Annotated in this window: 1 protein-coding gene; it reads left to right on the forward strand. The window is 56.9% G+C overall.

The genetic code is table 11. The features are described 5' to 3' along the window. The first annotated feature begins 189 nt into the window (after positions 1-189). Positions 190-18,957, forward strand: a complete 18,768-nt coding sequence (locus tag ACWA2B_RS16460; protein WP_449292419.1) for a non-ribosomal peptide synthase/polyketide synthase — start codon at positions 190-192, stop codon at positions 18,955-18,957. The last annotated feature ends 53 nt before the right edge of the window (positions 18,958-19,010 follow it).

The raw sequence follows: 19,010 nt of genomic DNA on the forward strand, positions 1-19,010 counted from the left end.
AGAGTCTTTTAGTAATCCAAGGTATGACTTTATAACCGGTAGTTACCAGAAAACGTAGACACGAAAAATGAGGAAGAGTCCGATGGAGCCGTTCCGGGAATGGCCTGCGCGGTTCTTCTAAGAGTGACTAAGTGACATCTAGGTACAAAGCCTATCTATAAAGAATCTCTAAACCGGGAGTGTGTCGATGTGACAGAGAATACCAACGAGCAATATGGATTAACGCAAGCCCAGCGCCGAATATGGTTCATGGAAATTATGAATCCGGGAACGTCCATCACGATGCTTTCCGCGACCTACCAGATTACGGGCGAGATCAACACACAGCTTCTGAAGCAAGCGGCGGCAGAGATCGTCAAAACCTATGACGTTTTCCGAATCCGCATTAGCGGGGATTTGCAAAATCCAACGCAGTGGTTCGAAGAGCCGGAGAATGTCCAAGCTAGGATAAGCCGCCTCGAAATAGGCACAATCGAACAATTCTATGCTTGGGTGAAGGAAGTAAGCGAAAAACCGGCCAGCGTGTTCGACGAACACCTCTACGAATTTACGATTATTCATTTTGCGAACGGCCAAGTATGGCTCAATTTGACGGTAAACCATATTATCGCCGACGGCTTGTCCGTCAATGCTTTGCTGCATGCGGTGATGGAAAAATACCTGGAACTGCGCAAAGGCATCTCCAGCAGTTACCAGCCCCCTTCCTATCTAGATTATATTTCCGCGGAGCGTGAATATGAGCAATCGCAGCGTTATCAGAAAGGCAAGGAATACTGGCTGACGAAGTACAACACTTTGCCTGAAACGACCGGCATTAAATCGTATCCGCCATTCTCGATCGGCAGCGAATCCAATAAACTGTCCATCACTTTGGACGGTTCCCGGTATGAACGCATTCTGGCCTTCAGCGAACAATATCAGATCAGCTTATATACATTATTTCTGTCCGCCATGTACGTTTTATTGTACAAGCTGACCGACAGCACCGATGTTCCGGTCGGCACGGTTTTTGCCAATCGCACCAGCAAGAAGGAAAAAGAAACGATTGGCATGTTCGTCAGCACCGTGGCTACGCGGATTCGTCTGAATCCAGACAGGAACGTGCTTTCCTTGATCCAAACGGTTTCCAAGGAAAATACGGCGGATCTGCGGTATCAGAAATACCCTTATAACCAATTGATCCAGGATTTACGCGAACAACACGGCCGCAACGATCTTTCGGGGCTGTTCCGCACGTCTCTGGAATATCTGCCTTTGAAAATCGTGGAGTACGAAGAAATCAAGGTACGCCTGGAGGCTCACTTCGCTAGGCACGAGATGGACGATTTGCTGCTGCGCTTCGACCATATGCTGAATGAAGGACATGTCATTCTCCATGCTTCCTATCGTACCGGCTTGTTCGAGACGGCCGAGATTGATCGGATTATGGAACAGTATGTAACCGTTCTGGACCAGTTTCTTCAGACTCCCGAACTGCCGGTACGCGAGATTTCTCTGCTGAGCGATGAGGAGAGACACCGCATTCTCAACGTTTTTAACCCGCCGGTGGCAGGGCTGAGCGAGGGAGAAGCGTTTCATCGGTATGTTGAAAAGTTTGCTCGAGAAATTCCAGATCATCCGGCAGTCGTCTACATGGACAAACAGCTGACCTACGGCGAATTGAACGAACGCGCCGAGCGGCTGGCTTCTCTCCTTCGCGAACAGGGCGTGGGAAGGGAGACGATTACGGGGATCTGGGCGGAGCGTTCGGTGGAACTGCTGGTCGGGGTGCTCGCCGTTTGGAAAGCCGGCGGAGCCTATGTACCACTGGACCCCGATTATCCGGCGGAGCGGATTGAGTACATGCTCAGCGATAGCGATGCATCGGTGCTGCTTACGCAGCGTCATCTGTTGGAGCGGGCCGGAGGTTGGTTGGCCGATGACCGGCTGAAGCTTCAAGCTGTCTATGCCTTGGACGATGAACAGATTTATAACAGGGATGCCTTAGCCGTGGAATTTGAATCTGCCGGCAGCGCCCCGCAAGACTTGGCTTATGTGATTTACACCTCGGGTACGACGGGACGTCCGAAAGGCGTCATGATCGAGCACGGTAGTCTCGTGAATACGGCGGATGCGTACCGTCGCGAGTACCGGTTGGATCAGTTTCCGGTGCGGCTGCTGCAGCTGGCCAGCTTCTCGTTTGACGTGTTCGTCGGAGACATCGCGCGGACGCTGTATAACGGAGGCACGATGGTGATTGTGCCGAAGGATGACCGGATTGATCCGAACCTCTTATACGGCTGGATTCGGGACCAAAACATTACGGTATTCGAATCGACGCCTGCGCTCATCCTGCCGTTCATGCAGCATATTTATGAAGAAGGACTGGACGTTAGCTCCATGCAGTTGCTGATTACCAGCTCGGATGCTTGCAGTGTCACCGATTACCGATTGCTGCAGGAAAGATTCAGCGGACAATTCCGCATCATCAACAGCTATGGCGTTACCGAAGCGGCCATTGACAGCAGCTTTTACGGTGAGCCGCTGGATAAGCTGCCACCGTCGGGTCATGTGCCGATCGGCAAAGCTTGGCTGAACGCCCGGTTTTACATTGTCGATGCCGCATTAAAGCCGGTTCCTGTAGGGGTACCGGGCGAGCTTGTCATCGGCGGCGCCGGGGTGGCGCGCGGGTACTGGAACCGTCCGGATCTAACCGCCGAGAAGTTTGCGGACAGCCCGTTTGTGCCGGGCGAACGTCTGTACCGGACAGGCGATTTGGCCCGCTGGCTGGAAGACGGCAACGTCGACTTCATCGGCCGGATCGACTATCAGGTGAAAATTCGCGGGTTCCGGATCGAACTCGGCGAAATTGAAACGGCCCTGCTGCGTTTCCCGGGCGTCAAGCAGGCTGTGGTGACCGACCGTATGGATGAGCAGGGGCAAAAGTATTTGTGCGGCTACGTGGCGGCGGATGCTTCCTTGCAACTGAGCGATCTGCTGTCCCAATTGAAGCAAAAGCTGCCGGCCCATATGGTCCCGACCCGGCTGGTGTCTCTTGATAAGCTTCCGCTCACGCCGAACGGCAAAATTGACCGTAAAGCGCTGCCTGAACCGACCGGAGAGGTAGAAGCAGGCCGTGAGTATGTGGCTCCTCGCACAACGCTGGAAACAAGACTTGCTCTCATTTGGCAGCAGGTGCTGGGTATTGCGCGAGTTGGAGTCCAAGGCGATTTCTTTGACTTGGGTGGTCATTCCTTGCGGGCCTCCACGCTGGTTTCCAAGATTCGGAAAGAGCTGCAAGTCGAGGTTCCGCTGCGGGAAGTTTTCCGCTACACCACGATCGAACAGCTGGCCCAAAGAATCGGCGGTTTAAGGCAGCAGGAGACGTATGAGATTACAAAGGCGGCTGAGGCCGAGTACTATCCGGTTTCATCCGAGCAAAAGCGCCTGTACGTCTTGCGCCAGCTTGACGGGGCTGAGCGCAGCTATAATATGTCGGCGGCGCTTCTTCTCGAAGGCAAGCTGGACTGCACGCGCGTCGAGCATGCGTTCCGGGCGCTGATTCAGCGCCATGAGACGCTGCGTACCGGGATCGAGCAGGTTCAAGGCGAGCTTGTCCAGCGCATCTATGACGAGGTGGAGTTTGCTGTGGATTATTTCCAAGCGAGCGAGCGGGAAGTGGAGCAAGTGGTAGAAGCTTACTATCACCCGTTTGATCTGACCAAGCCGCCACTTCTCCGCATCGGCCTGATCGAAGTCGCCGAGGATCGCCACATTCTGCTGTTCGATATGCACCATATCGTCTCGGACGGCATTTCGACAGCGCTGCTCTTCGACGAGTTCAGCCGCCTGTATCGGGGCGAGGAGCTGACCCCGCTGCGCATTCAATACAAAGATTATTCCGTTTGGCAGCATTCCGAAGCTTACGGGCAGATGCTCCAGCCGCAGAAGGAGTATTGGCTGGAACAGCTGTCGGGCGAGCTGCCGGTCTTGGAGCTACCGACGGACTTCCCGCGGCCTGCGGTGCAAAGCTTTGACGGCCGAACCGTGAAGTTTTATATCGAGAAAGATCGGACGGAGAAGCTGAAAGAGCTGGCGGCACGGACAGGGACGACCCTGTACATGGTGCTGCTGTCGGCTTACACCATCCTTATGCATAAATATTCGGGTCAGGAAGATCTGATCGTAGGAACGCCGATTGCCGGAAGAACGCAGGAAGAAGTGCAGCCGATCGTAGGGATGTTTATCAACACGCTGGCCATTCGCAGCCGTCCGGAGCGTTCCAAGCCGTACCTTTCGTACCTGGAAGAAATCAAGGAAATCACGCTCGGGGCTTTCGAACACCAAAATTATTTGTTCGAAGACTTGGTGGAAAGTCTTCACATTCCGCGCGCGACTGGCCGGAATCCGCTCTTTGACACGTTCTTCTCCCTGCAAAATACGGAGAACGAGCAAATTGTCATCGAGGGGCTGGAGCAATCATTTTATCCGCTGGAAAACCGAACATCCAAGTTCGAGCTGCTCCTGGACATTTCGGAGCTGGACGGTCAGCTCGAATGTCGGTTGGAGTACGCTACGGCTTTGTATAAACAGGAGACCGCGGAGCGGTTCGCCAGACATTATGACAAGCTGCTTGAAACCATCGCAGCAGCGCCGGACGGGGATATTGCCTCGCTGGAAATGCTCAAGGAGGAGGAAATCCGCGAGCTGGTGCGCGGTTTCAACGATTCGGAGGCGGACTACCCGCGGCAGCAGACGATTCACGGCTTGTTCGAAGAACAGGCGGAGCTTTACCCGGATAACGTGGCCGCCGTCATGAACGAGCGGCACCTGACCTACCGTGAGCTGAACGAGCGATCCAACCGCCTTGCGCGGAAGCTGCGGGAGACGGGAGTAGAAGCGGACCAACTGGTAGCGATTCTGGCCGAACGCTCGCTCGATATGGTTGTCGGCATTCTGGCGATTCTCAAAGCGGGCGGAGCATACGTGCCTGTCGATCCCGACTACCCGGAGGAGCGTATCCGCTTTATGATCGAGGATTCGGGCGCGCCGTTATTGCTGATTCAAAAGCATCTGCACGAGAAGACCGACTTCGCAGGAACGCGCCTCGAATTGGACGATTACGTTTGGGGCGACAGAGGGGCGGACTCCGCCGATGCGCTGGACGCTTCGAACCTGGAGCCGATTTCCGGGCCGGGCAACCTGGCATATGTCATCTACACATCGGGAACGACCGGCAGACCGAAAGGAACGCTGATCGAGCATAAGAACGTCGTGCGCCTCCTGTTCAACGACAAGAACCTGTTCGACTTCGGGCCGTCCGACACGTGGACGCTGTTCCACTCGTTCTGCTTCGATTTCTCTGTCTGGGAAATGTACGGAGCGCTGCTGAACGGAGGCAAGCTGGTCATCGTACCGCCGCTGACGGCGAAAAATCCGGCCGATTTCCTGGCGCTGCTGGGCCGCGAACAGGTCACGATTTTGAACCAGACACCAACGTACTTCTATCAGCTGCTGCGTAAGGTCTTGGCGGACCATCCGTACGATCTGCGGATTCGCAACGTCATCTTTGGGGGCGAAGCGCTGAGTCCGCTGCTGCTCAAGGGCTTCAAGACGAAGTACCCGGAGACGAAGCTGATCAATATGTACGGCATTACCGAGACGACGGTTCACGTGACGTATAAGGAAATCACGTGGGTCGAAATGGAGGCGGCGAAGAGCAATATCGGCAAGCCGATCCCGACGCTGAGGGTGTACATCCTTGATGAAAACCGCCGCCCTGTGCCGATCGGCGTAGCGGGCGAAATGTACGTGGCCGGGGAAGGTCTTGCGAGAGGATACCTGAACCGTTCGGATCTGACGGCGGAGAAGTTCGTCGATTCCCCGTTTGCGGAGGGGGAGAAACTGTACCGCTCGGGCGACTTGGCGGCTTGGCTGCCGGACGGCAACATCGAATACCTGGGCCGGATCGACCACCAGGTGAAAATCCGCGGGTACCGGATCGAGCTGGACGAAATCGAGACGCAGCTTCTGAACGTCGAGGGCGTGGAAGAAGCGGTGGTGCTCGCCCGTCAGGACGGCGGGGGCGAGAAGGCGCTTGTCGCCTACTTTGTGGCGGACCGGATGCTGACGGTCAGCGAAATGAGAACCTCGCTGGCCCAGGAAATTCCGGGATACATGATCCCGTCGTACTTCGTGCAGCTGGAGCGCATGCCGCTGACGACCAACGGTAAAGTGGACCGCAAAGCGCTGCCGGAGCCGCAAGGCGGCATACAAACGGGCGTCGAATACGTAGCGCCGCGTAACCGGACGGAGTCCCAGCTTGTGAAGATCTGGGAGGAAGTACTGGGCTACTCCGGCATTGGAGTCCTGGACAATTTCTTCGAGCTCGGAGGCCACTCCTTGCGGGCGACGAACCTTGTCAGCAAGATTCAGAAGGAAATGAACGTCGAACTTCCGCTGCGCGATGTGTTCCGCTATACGACGGTAGAGTCGATGGCCGGGGCTATTGCCAGCTTGGAAGAAACGCGGCACTGCTCGATTCCGAAAGCGGAAGAGAAAGCGTACTATCCGGTTTCCTCCGCGCAAAAAAGGCTGTACGTCCTGCACCAGCTGGATAGTTCGGAGCTGAATTATAACCTCCCAAGCGCCTTGCAATTGGAAGGGGCTTTGAACGAGGTCAAAGTGGAAAAGGCGCTGACTACTTTGGTGGCCCGGCACGATATGCTGCGCACCGGTTTTGAAATCGTGAATGGGGAGCCGGTTCAGCGTATTCATCCGCTCGTAGCTTTCAAGGTCAAGAAGCTTCAAGCAAGCGAAGATCAGGTTGCGGCCATTCTTGAAGGCTTCATTCAGCCTTTTGACTTGACCCAGCCGCCTTTGCTGCGCGCCCTGCTGATCGAACTGGAGAAAGAGAAATTCCTGCTCGCGCTGGATATTCATCATATTGGTTCCGACGGCCTTTCCATGGACGTGCTGCTGCGCGAATTCGTGCGGCTTTACAATGGGGAAGAATTGCCGGAGCTGCGGATTCAATACAAGGATTACGCCGTTTGGCAGCAATCCGAGGAGCAGCGCCAGCGCATCAAACGGCAGGAGGAATACTGGCGCGGGGTATTCAGCTCCGAGCTTCCGGTTCTTGAGCTGCCTCTCGACTTCTCCCGCCCGGCCGTCCAGCAGTTTGACGGTCAAACGCTCACGTTTACGCTGGATGCGGAGAAAAGTGAAGCTCTCAAACGGCTTGCCGGCGATTCGGGGGCGACGCTATACATGCTTCTGCTGGCTGCGTACTCCGTATTGCTTCATAAATACGCGGGACAGGAAGATATAGTGGTCGGCACTCCGATTGCCGCCCGTTCTCACGCCGACCTGCAGCCGATTATCGGCATGTTCGTCAATACGCTGGCCCTTCGCTTGGGTCCGGCGGCGGAGCGGACGTTCCTGGATTACTTGCAGGAAGTGAAGGAAACGACGCTTGGAGCCTACGAGCACCAGGACTATCCGTTCGAGGAGTTGGTGGAAGCTCTTCAGGTGAGCCGGGATTTAAGCCGGAATCCTCTGTTTGACACCATGTTTTCTTTGCAAAAACACGAAAGCTTGGATTTAACCCTGGAAGGCTTGCAATGGTCGCTGTTCGACATCGAGGAAAAGACGGCAAAGTTTGATCTTAGCTTTGATATCGTGGAAGCCGATAACGAGCTGGTTTGCAAGATCGAGTACGCTACCTCGTTGTTTAGACAGGAAACGATGGAACGGCTGGCGGGTCATTACGAGCAGCTTTTGGCGTCGATCTTGGCTCAGCCGGGTGCGCGGATTTCAGATTTGGATATCTTGCCGGACAGCGAAAAGCATGATTTGCTGGTCGGGTTTGACGTGTCGTCTTCGGCTCTTGCGAAGCAACCCGCCGCAGAGGGTACAGGTTTGGAAGCGGATGAGTCGTGGAGAGAGAGAACGTTCCACGAGCTGTTCGAGGAGCAGGCGGAGCGCACTCCGGGAGCGCTGGCGGTTGTCTACGAAGACAGCAAGCTGACGTATGCGGAGCTGAACGCCAAAGCGAATCGTCTGGCGTATGCACTGCGGGCGCGCGGGGTGAAGCCGGAGCAGGTGGTCGGCATTTTGGCCGGCCGTTCGGCGGAGCTGTTGATCGGGGTGCTCGCCGTATGGAAAGCGGGCGGCGCTTATGTGCCGCTCGACCCGGACTATCCGGCGGAGCGGATCGAGTATATGCTCGCGGACAGCGGGGCGTCGGTGCTGCTCACGCAGACCCGCCTGCTGGAGCAGGCGGAAGCTTGGCGCAGCGACGGAGCTCTAGTGCTGCAAACGGTGGTTGCGCTTGACGACGCCACGACGTACAGCCTCGGAGCGGCTGTGGGCGTACAAGCTTTGGGCGAAGCAGGCGCAGAGGCGGAGGCTTTGGCGCAAGCGGAAACGGCTTCTGCCGAAATGTCCGCCACGGCAGAAGCCGAGAAGAACGTACTAGCGTCGGATCTCGCATCGAATCCGGCGAATGTGAACAAGCCGCGCGATTTGGCTTACGTCATCTACACCTCCGGTACGACGGGCAAGCCGAAGGGCGTGATGATCGAGCACCGCAGCCTGGTGAACACGGCGGCGGGCTACCGGCGGGAATACCGCCTGGATCAGTTCCCGATCCGGCTGCTGCAGCTCGCGAGCTTCTCGTTCGACGTGTTCGTCGGGGACATTGCGCGGACGCTGTACAACGGCGGCACCATGGTCATCGTGCCGAAGGACGACCGGATTGATCCAACCCGCCTCTACGGCTGGATTCGCGACTACGCCGTGACGGTGTTCGAATCGACTCCGGCGCTGATCGTGCCGTTCATGGAGCATGTGCATGCCGAGGGTCTGGACCTCAGCTCGATGCAGCTGCTGATCTCAAGCTCGGATGCGTGCAGCGTAGCGGATTACCGCACCTTGCAGGAGCGCTTCGGCTCGCAGTTCCGTATTATTAACAGCTATGGCGTAACGGAAGCGGCGATTGACTCCAGCTTCTATGACGAGCCGCTGGAGAAGCTGCCGAAGACGGGCAGCGTGCCGATCGGGAAAGCGTGGCTGAACGCCAAGTTCTACATCGTGGATGCGAATCTGAAGCCGGTGCCGATCGGGGTGTTGGGCGAGCTGGTTATCGGCGGAGCGGGTGTGGCCCGCGGTTACTTGAACCGCCAGGATTTGACGGCGGAGAAATTCGTAGACAGCCCGTTCGCCGCTGGGGAGCGGCTGTACCGGACGGGCGACCTGGCGCGCTGGATGCCAGACGGCACCGTGGACTTCATCGGCCGGATCGACAACCAGGTTAAAATTCGCGGCTATCGGATCGAGCTTGGTGAAATTGAAGCGGCCATGAAAAATTTTGCCGGCGTGCGTCAAGCGCTTGTCATCGACCGGACGGACGAGCGGGGGCAGAAATATTTGTGCGGGTATGTCGTAGCGGATTCCAGCTTCGATCTGGAAAGGCTTGTGGCCCATCTGGACGCCGCGCTGCCTTCCCATATGGTGCCTTCGCGCATCATGCGCCTGGATCAAATGCCGCTTACGCCGAACGGGAAGATCGACCGTAAAGCGCTGCCTGTGCCGGAAGGAAGCATTCGTGTCGAGGCTGCATACACGGCGCCTCGTACTCCTGCCGAGCAAGCACTATCGTCGGTCTGGCAGTCGGTGCTGGGCGTGGATCAGGTCGGCACGATGGACAATTTCTTTGCGCTCGGCGGCGATTCGATCAAGGCCTTGCAGGTATCGTCCCGTCTTTTGCAAACGGGGTACAAGCTGGTCATGAAAGATTTGTTCCATTACCCGACGATTTCCGCCCTTAGTTTGCATCTGCAAACGGCGGAGAGAACGGCAAGCCAGGCCGAAGTGACGGGAGAGGTCATCTTGACCCCGATTCAGCGCTGGTTCTTTGAACAAAATCCGGCTGACGTACATCACAGCAACCAGGCGTTCATGCAGTTCTCCAAGCAAGGCTTTGACGAAGAAGCTTTACGCCAAGCGGTGCGTCAGCTTGTCGTGCATCACGATGCTCTCCGTACGGTTTACCGCCAAACCGAGAACGGCTATATCGCCTGGAACCGCGGCGCCGGGGAGAACGAAGCGCTGTTCGATCTGGAAGTTGTCGATTTCAAAGGAGTCGGCGACGTGAAAGAAGCGGTAGAGGCTAAGGCGAATGACATTCAAGCGAGCATCGATCTGGAAAACGGTCCGCTGGTGAAGCTCGGCTTGTTCCGCTGCGACGACGGCGACCACCTGCTCATCGCGATCCATCACTTGGTCGTAGACGGCGTATCCTGGCGGGTTCTGCTTGAGGATTTTGCTGCCGGCTATGAGCAGGCGCTGCAAGGGCAGCCGATCCGTCTGCCGCTCAAAACGGATTCATTCCAAACGTGGGCGAAACAGCTTGCTGATTATGCGAACGGTCCGGCGATGGAAAGCGAGAGAGAGTATTGGCAACATATCGAGCAATTGACCTATGAGCCGCTTCCGAAGGATTTTGAACAAGGCAGATCCAAGCTGAAGGACAGCGGGCTCGTGACCGTTCACTGGACGGCAGAGGAAACCGAACAGCTGCTGAAGCAGGCACACCGTGCTTACCATACGGAAATGAACGATTTGCTGCTTGCTGCGCTTGGCCTCGCGGTACAAGCTTGGAGCGGCCGGGAACGCGTGCTGGTGAATCTCGAAGGCCACGGCCGGGAAGATATTTTGCCGGATGTGGACATTACGCGCACAGTAGGCTGGTTTACAAGCCAATTCCCTGTCGTTCTGGAGCCGGGTCACGCCCAGGCGCTCGGTCATCAGGTGAAACAGGTTAAGGAAAGCTTGCGCCGCATTCCGAACAAAGGAATCGGCTACGGCATCCTGCGTTATTTGTCGGCGTCGCGTGACGGCGAGCGCTTCGCTTTGGAGCCGGAGATCAGCTTTAACTATTTGGGTCAGTTCGACCAGGATTACGAAAGCAGCGACTCGCAGCCGTCTCCGTTCAGCCCGGGCTCCGATTCAAGCCCGAATGCAGTGATGGATTTTGTCCTCGATATTAACGGTATGGTGTCGGAAGGAGTGCTGGAACTCACGATCCGTTATGGGGAAACCCAGTATAAACGGGAAACGGTAGAGCGCCTGGGCACCCTGCTTCAATCGAGCTTGCGTGAAGTCATCAGCCATTGCGTATCGAAAGAGCGGCCGGAGCTTACGCCTAGCGACGTACTGCTTCAAGATGTGACGGTGGAAGAACTGGAGCGGCTGTCCGAACATACGGCGGCGCTCGGCGAACTGGAGAATGTATACACCTTGACTCCGCTGCAAAAAGGGATGTTGTTCCACAGCCTGCTGGATGCCGATTCGGAAGCTTACTTCGAACAGGTGACCTTCGATCTGTACGGAAGCCTGAATGTCGAAGCCTTCACCCAAGGATTGGATACGCTGGTGCAGCGGAATGAGGCGCTGCGGACCAACTTTATTACTGGCTGGAGAGACGAGCCGCTTCAAGTGGTATTCCGCGAGCGGAAGTGTGAAGTGTACTTCAAAGATATTCGCTCGGTAAGCGATGAAGACCCGGAGAAGACGATAGCCGATTTTGTCAGCGCGGATAAAGCGAACAAGTTCGATTTTGCCCGAGGCTCTCTTATGCGCGTGACAGTTTTGCGCACGGGCGACGAGTCCTACCATGTGATCTGGAGTCACCATCACATTTTGATGGACGGCTGGTGCATGTCCTTCATGATCAAGGAAGTGTTCGACACCTACTTCGCGTTCCACGAGAAGCGGACGCTGGAGCTTCCTCCGGTTACCTCGTACTCCCGGTATATCGAATGGCTGGAAGCTCAAGATGCCGCGAAAGCTTCGCGTTACTGGTCCGAGTATTTGGCGGGTTACGATCAGCAGACCAAGCTGCCCCAGGAGAAAACGCAGCTGAAGCAGGACGCTTTTGAAGCAGCTGAAATCGATGTGGAACTCAGCAAGGAACTGACTGGGCAAATCGAGCGGGTGGCGCGCCAGCAGCAGGTGACGCTCAATACGTTCATGCAGACCGTATGGGGACTGGTTCTGCAGGTATACAACAACAGCCAGGATGTCGTATTCGGCTCCGTCGTATCCGGGCGTCCGGCGGAAATTCCGGGCATCGAAAGCATGATCGGCCTGTTTATTAATACGATCCCGGTCCGTATTCAAGGCAAAGCCGAGGAGACGGTAGCCGATATCTTGAGAAAAACCCAGGACCAAGCGCTGGCATCGGGAGCTTACGAAACGTTCCCGCTGTTCGAAATTCAGTCGCTGAGCGAGCAAAAGCGCGACTTGATCAACCATATCATGGTCTTTGAAAATTATCCGATGGAAGAACAGATTGAGCAGGTCGTCGGCGGAGACCAAGAAGCGCTGAAAATCGCTAATATCCAGTCGCCGGAGCAAACGAACTACGACCTGGACATTACCGTCATTCCGGAAGAGCATATTTTGCTGCGGTTTACGTACAATGCGCTGACGTTCAGAGAGGAAGACATCAGGCTGATCCACGGTCATTTTGCCCGGGCACTGGAGAAGGTTGCGGCTAATCCGAACATCCGCGTGAATCAGTTGGAGCTTTTGACGGCGGCGGAAAAAGAGCAAATTCTCGGCGCGTTTAACCCGGCGCAGCCGGAAGCGGCTCCTGCGGCCGCGTTCCACCGGCTGTTCGAGGAACAGGCGGAACGCACGCCGGAAGCGGCAGCTGTCGTGTACGAGAACGACCGGCTGACGTATGCGGAGCTGAACGAGCGGGCGAATCGCTTGGCGGCTACGCTGCGCGCAAGCGGCATCGGCCGGGAGACGATCGTCGGCATTCTCGCCGAGCGTTCGGTGGCCGTGCTGGTGGCCGTGCTGGCCGTCTGGAAAGCGTGCGGGGCGTATGTGCCGCTCGACCCGGATTATCCGGCGGAGCGCGTGCGGTTCATGCTCGAAGACAGCGGAGCGAAGGTGCTGCTGACGCAAACGGCGCTGCGAGAGCGCGCCGAAGCCTGGCTCGGCGAAGAGGAGTTGGCGCTGGCGGCGGTGCTGTACCTGGACGACGAAACCTCGTACAGCGAGGAGTGGACGAATGCCGACAGCTTCCATGAAGCCCGTCCAGAGGACCTGGCGTACGTGATCTACACGTCGGGAACGACGGGCAAGCCGAAGGGCGTGATGATCGAGCACCGCAGCCTGGTGAACACGGCGGCGGGCTACCGGCGGGAATACCGGTTAGATCAGTTCCCGGTGCGGCTGCTGCAGCTCGCAAGCTTCTCGTTCGACGTGTTCGTGGGAGATATCGCGCGGACGCTGTACAACGGAGGCACGATGGTAATTGTGCCGAAGGACGACCGGATCGATCCGTCTCGTCTGCACCACTGGATGGAGCGGGAACGGGTCACCATCTTCGAATCGACGCCGGCGCTGATCGTGCCGTTCCTGGAGTACGTGCACGAGCAGCAACTGGATATGAGCTGGATGGAGCTGTTGATCACGAGCTCGGACAGCTGCGGCGTGGCGGATTATCGCACCTTGCAGGAACGCTTCGGCTCGTTGTTCCGGATCATCAACGCATACGGCGTGACGGAAGCGGCGATCGACTCCAGCTTCTACGACGAGGAGCTGGCGAAGCTGCCGCAGACAGGCCATGTGCCGATCGGCAAGGCGTGGCTGAATGCGAAATTCTACATCGTGGATGCGCATCTGAATCCGGTGCCGGTCGGGGTGCTGGGCGAGCTGGTCATCGGCGGAGTCGGAGTGGCTCGCGGGTACTTGAACCGTCCGGAGCTGACGGAAGAGAAGTTCGTAGACAGCCCGTTCGCCGCGGGCGAGCGGCTGTACCGCACGGGAGACTTGGCGCGGTGGATGGAGGACGGGAACGTGGACTTCATCGGCCGGATCGACAACCAGGCGAAAATCCGGGGGTACCGGATTGAGACGGGTGAAGTCGAAGCGAAGCTGCTGAGTGTAGGTGGCGTGAAGGAAGCGGTCGTTGTCGTCAGGGAAGATCAAGAAGGTCAGAAAGCTTTGTGCGCTTATTATACAGCGGAAGAAGGCTTGACGGCGGCGGACCTGAAACGGGCGATCTCCAGCGAGTTGCCGGGTTACATGATCCCGTCGTACTTCGTCGAGCTGGAGCGCCTGCCTCTGACGCCGAACGGGAAAATCGACCGGAAGGCGTTGCCGGCACCGGAAGGGGGAGCAGGCGGAGGCCGCGAATACGTGGCGCCGCGCACCGAACTGGAGGCGAAGCTGGCCGCCATTTGGCAGGATGTGCTTGTTCGGGAGAAGGCGGTAGGCGTAACGGACAACTTCTTCGACATCGGCGGCCACTCCCTGCGGGCGACGACGCTTGTCAGCAAAATGCATAAGGAGCTAGGCGTTGAATTCCCGCTTCGCGACGTATTCCGCTACTCAACGGTTGAGGAAATGGCCGCGGCTATGGAGCGGCTGGAGATCGGCTCGTTCACAGCTATTCCGGCTGCGGAACCTAGCGAGTATTATTCGCTCTCTTCCGCTCAGAAACGTCTCTATATCTTGAACCAGCTGGAAGGAGCCGAGTTGAGCTACAACATACCGGGAGCTATGCTGCTTGAAGGGGAGCTCGACCGGCAGCGGTTTGAAGAAGCGTTCCGCGGGCTCGTAGCTCGTCATGAGACGCTGCGTACCGGCTTTGAGATGGTAAAAGGCGAAGCGGTTCAGCGGATTTACGAAGAAGCCGCCTTCCAGGTGGAATATGTGCAGATCAGCGGGGAGCAGGCGGAAGAAACGGTGCGCCAATTCGTTCGTCCGTTTGATCTAGCGAAGCCGCCACTTCTGCGGGTAGGCCTTGCCGAACTGGCGCCGGACCGGCACATTCTAATGTTCGATACGCATCATATCGTATCCGACGGCGTTTCGATTGACGTACTGATCGAAGAGTTCGTCCGCTTGTACAGCGGGGAACAGTTGGAGCCGCTCAGCATTCAGTACAAAGATTATGCGGTATGGCAGCAATCGGACAAGCAGAAAGCTCAGCTTGCCAAGCAGGAAGCCTACTGGCTCGACATGTTCCGCGGAGAGCTGCCGGTTTTGGAATTGCCGACGGACTATCCGCGCCCATCTATGCAGAGCTACGAGGGCCGCACGCTGCAATTGTTTATGGATAGCGAGAAAAGCGAGGGTCTGAAACGGCTTGCAGCCGAGAATGGCGCAACGCTTTACATGGTTCTGCTTGCTGGTTATACAATATTATTGCATAAGTATACAGGGCAAGAAGACGTGGTGGTCGGTACGCCGATTGCGGGCAGAAATCACAGCGACGTTCAGCCGCTGATCGGGATGTTCGTCAATACCCTGGCCATCCGCAGTTATCCGGCTGCCGGTAAGACGTTCCTTGACTACTTGAAGGAAATCAAGGAGACGACGCTGGGCGCTTTTGAACATCAGAATTATCCGTTTGAGGAACTGGTGGATAAAGTGAACGTGGCTCGCGATTTATCCCGCAATCCGCTGTTCGATACGATGTTTGCTTTGCAAAATACAGAGAATTTGGAAATGCAGCTTCCCGGACTCCATTTGTCGACGTATGCCAGCGAAGAAATTGTTGCTAAATTCGATCTCAGCTTGGACGTCACGGAGATCGAGGAAGGCTTGGAATATCTGTTTGAATATGCCACTGCTCTTTATAAAACCGAAACGGTGGAGAAATTGGCCGCCCACTACTTGCAGCTGCTTGAATCCATTCTCCGCAACCCGTCGGCGACTATTGCCGACCTGGGCATTTTGACACCGGCGGAAAAAGAGCAAATTCTCAGCGCGTTTAACCCGGCGCAGCCGGAAGCGGCTCCTGCGGCCGCGTTCCACCGGCTGTTTGAGGAACAGGCGGAGCGCACGCCGGAAGAGGCGGCCGTCGTGTACGAGAACGACCGGCTGACGTATGCGGAGCTGAACGAGCGGGCGAACCGCTTGGCGGCTACGCTGCGCACAAGCGGCATCGGCCGGGAGACGATCGTCGGCATTCTCGCCGAGCGTTCGGTGGACTTGCTGGTGGCCGTGCTGGCCGTCTGGAAAGCAGGCGGGGCGTATGTGCCGCTCGACCCGGATTATCCGGCGGAGCGCGTGCGGTTCATGCTTGAAGACAGCGGAGCGAAGGTGCTGTTGACGCAAACGCCGTTGCGAGAGCGCGCCGAAGCCTGGCTCGGCGAAGAGGAGCTAGCGCTGGCGGCGGTGCTGTACCTCGACGACGAAGCGTCGTACAGCGACGAGCGGACGAATGCCGACAGCTTCCATGAAGCCCGTCCGGAGGATCTGGCGTATGTGATCTACACGTCGGGAACGACGGGCAAGCCGAAGGGCGTGATGATCGAGCACCGCAGCCTGGTGAACACGGCGGCGGGCTACCGGCGGGAATACCGGTTGGATCAGTTCCCGGTGCGGCTGCTGCAGCTGGCCAGCTTCTCGTTCGACGTGTTCGTGGGAGATATCGCGCGGACGCTGTACAACGGAGGCACGATGGTGATTGTGCCGAAGGACGACCGGATCGATCCGTCTCGTCTGCACTACTGGATTGAGCAGGAGCGGGTCACCATCTTCGAATCGACGCCGGCGCTGATCGTGCCGTTCCTGGAGTACGTGCACGAGCAGCAACTGGATATGAGCTGGATGGAGCTGTTGATCACGAGCTCGGACAGCTGTAGCGTGGCGGATTACCGAACCTTGCAGGAACGCTTCGGCTCGTTGTTCCGGATCATCAACGCATACGGTGTGACGGAAGCGGCAATCGACTCCAGTTTCTACGACGAGGAGCTGACGAAGCTGCCGCAGACAGGCCATGTGCCGATCGGCAAAGCGTGGCTGAATGCGAAATTCTACATCGTGGACGCGTACCTGAACCCGGTGCCGGTGGGGGTGCTGGGCGAGCTGGTTATCGGCGGAGTCGGAGTGGCGCGCGGGTACTTGAACCGTCCGGAGCTGACAGAAGAGAAGTTCGTAGACAGTCCGTTCGCCGCGGGCGAGCGGTTGTACCGCACGGGAGACTTGGCGCGGTGGATGGAGGACGGGAACGTGGACTTCATCGGCCGGATCGATAACCAGGCGAAAATCCGGGGGTACCGGATTGAGACGGGTGAAGTCGAAGCGAAGCTGCTGAGTGTAGGTGGCGTGAAGGAAGCGGTCGTCGTCGTCAGGGAAGATCAAGAAGGTCAGAAAGCTTTGTGCGCTTATTATACAGCGGAAGAAGGCTTGACGGCGGCGGACCTGAAGCGGGCGATTGCCAGCGAGCTGCCGGGGTACATGATCCCGTCGTACTTCGTGGAGCTGGAGCACCTGCCTTTGACGCCGAACGGAAAGATCGATCGGAAGGCGCTGCCGGCACCGGAAGGGGGAGCAGGCGGAGGCCGCGAATATGTGGCGCCGCGCACCGAACTGGAGGCGAAACTGGTCGCCATCTGGCAGGACGTGCTGGGGGCGGTCACGATTGGCGTGACGGACAACTTCTTCGACCTCGGCGGTCACTCCCTGCGGGCGACGACACTGGTCAGCAAGGTGCACAAGGAGCTGAGCGTGGACCTGCCGCTGCGCGATGTGTTCCGGCACTCGACCATCGAAGCGATGGCCGAAGCGATCAGCCAATTGGAGCGGCAGGAACACCTCTCCATTCCGGTTCTGGAAGAGAGGGATTACTATCCGCTTTCCTCCGTGCAAAAACGGCTGTACATCCAGCAGCAGATGGAAGGCGCCGAGCTTAGCTACAACATGTCCGGCATGACGGTTCTCGTCGGGCGCTTGGAACGAAATCAATTCGAGGCGGCGCTCAAAGGATTGATAGCTCGTCACGAAATTTTGCGAACCGGCTTCGAAATGGTCGACGGCGAACCGGTACAACGGATTTATCCGGACTTGAAGTTTGCCGTCGAGTATACGAAAGCGACGGAAAGTGAAACGAAGAGCATCGTAGACGGCTTTGTACGCGTCTTTGATTTGGAGCGGCCGCCGCTGCTGCGTGTGGGCTTAGTCGAATGGGAAGCGGAACGGCAACTGCTCATGCTGGACATTCATCATATCGTCACGGATGGCATGTCGATGGGCATCTTTGTCGAAGAGTTGCTGCGCCTGTATAACGGCGAGACTCTGGAACCACTTCGGATTCAATACAAGGAATTCGCCGCTTGGCAGCAGTCCGAACCTGTAAAAGAGCGACTGAAACGTCAGGAAGCCTACTGGCTGGACGTGCTGGAAGGCGAACTGCCGACGCTTGAACTGCCTACGGACTTTGTCAGACCTGCCGCTCGCAGCTTTGAGGGAGATGTGCTGCCTTTCAGCATCGACAAGCAGATGACCGACCGCTTGCAGCGCATCGCCGATGAGAACGGCGCCACCCTTTATATGGTGTTATTGGCGGCCTATTCAATCCTGCTCAGCAAGTACTCGGGACAAGAAGACTTCATTGTAGGCATGCCGGTTTCGGGCCGTACACATGCCGACCTGGAGCCGCTCATCGGAATGTTTGTCAACACTTTGGCGATTCGCCATTATCCGTCCGGGGAGAAGACGTTCCTCGCTTACTTGAACGAAGTCAAAGAAACGATGCTGGGGGCCTACGACCACCAGGATTATCCGTTCGAGGAGCTTGTGAAAAAGCTGCAGGCACCGCGAGATCAAAGCCGCAATCCTGTATTCGATGTCATGTTTGTTCTGGAAACCAAGGAAGATAACGTTCAAAGCTTCGGGGATATCAAGATCGAATCTTATCCGGAAACTCATACGGTTTCCCAATTTGATCTTACCTTGGTCATTTCGTTGCTGGATGAGGGAATGAACGGGCAGTTTGAATATGCTACCAAGTTGTTTACGCGCAATCTGATCGATAATTTCGCTCAGGACCTGCTCGTGATCATCACCCAAATTTGCGAACAGCCTTCGGTGCTGTTGAAGGATATTTCCCTGAACGGGCAATCCGAACAGGAGCAAGATGTGCTAGAGGCCATTGATATTATTTTCTAATCCCTTACCCGGCTTGGGTGTATGCCGTATTTTTCTCGGTACGCATCCTGCCG

The organism is Paenibacillus sp. CMM36 (genome assembly GCF_053570945.1).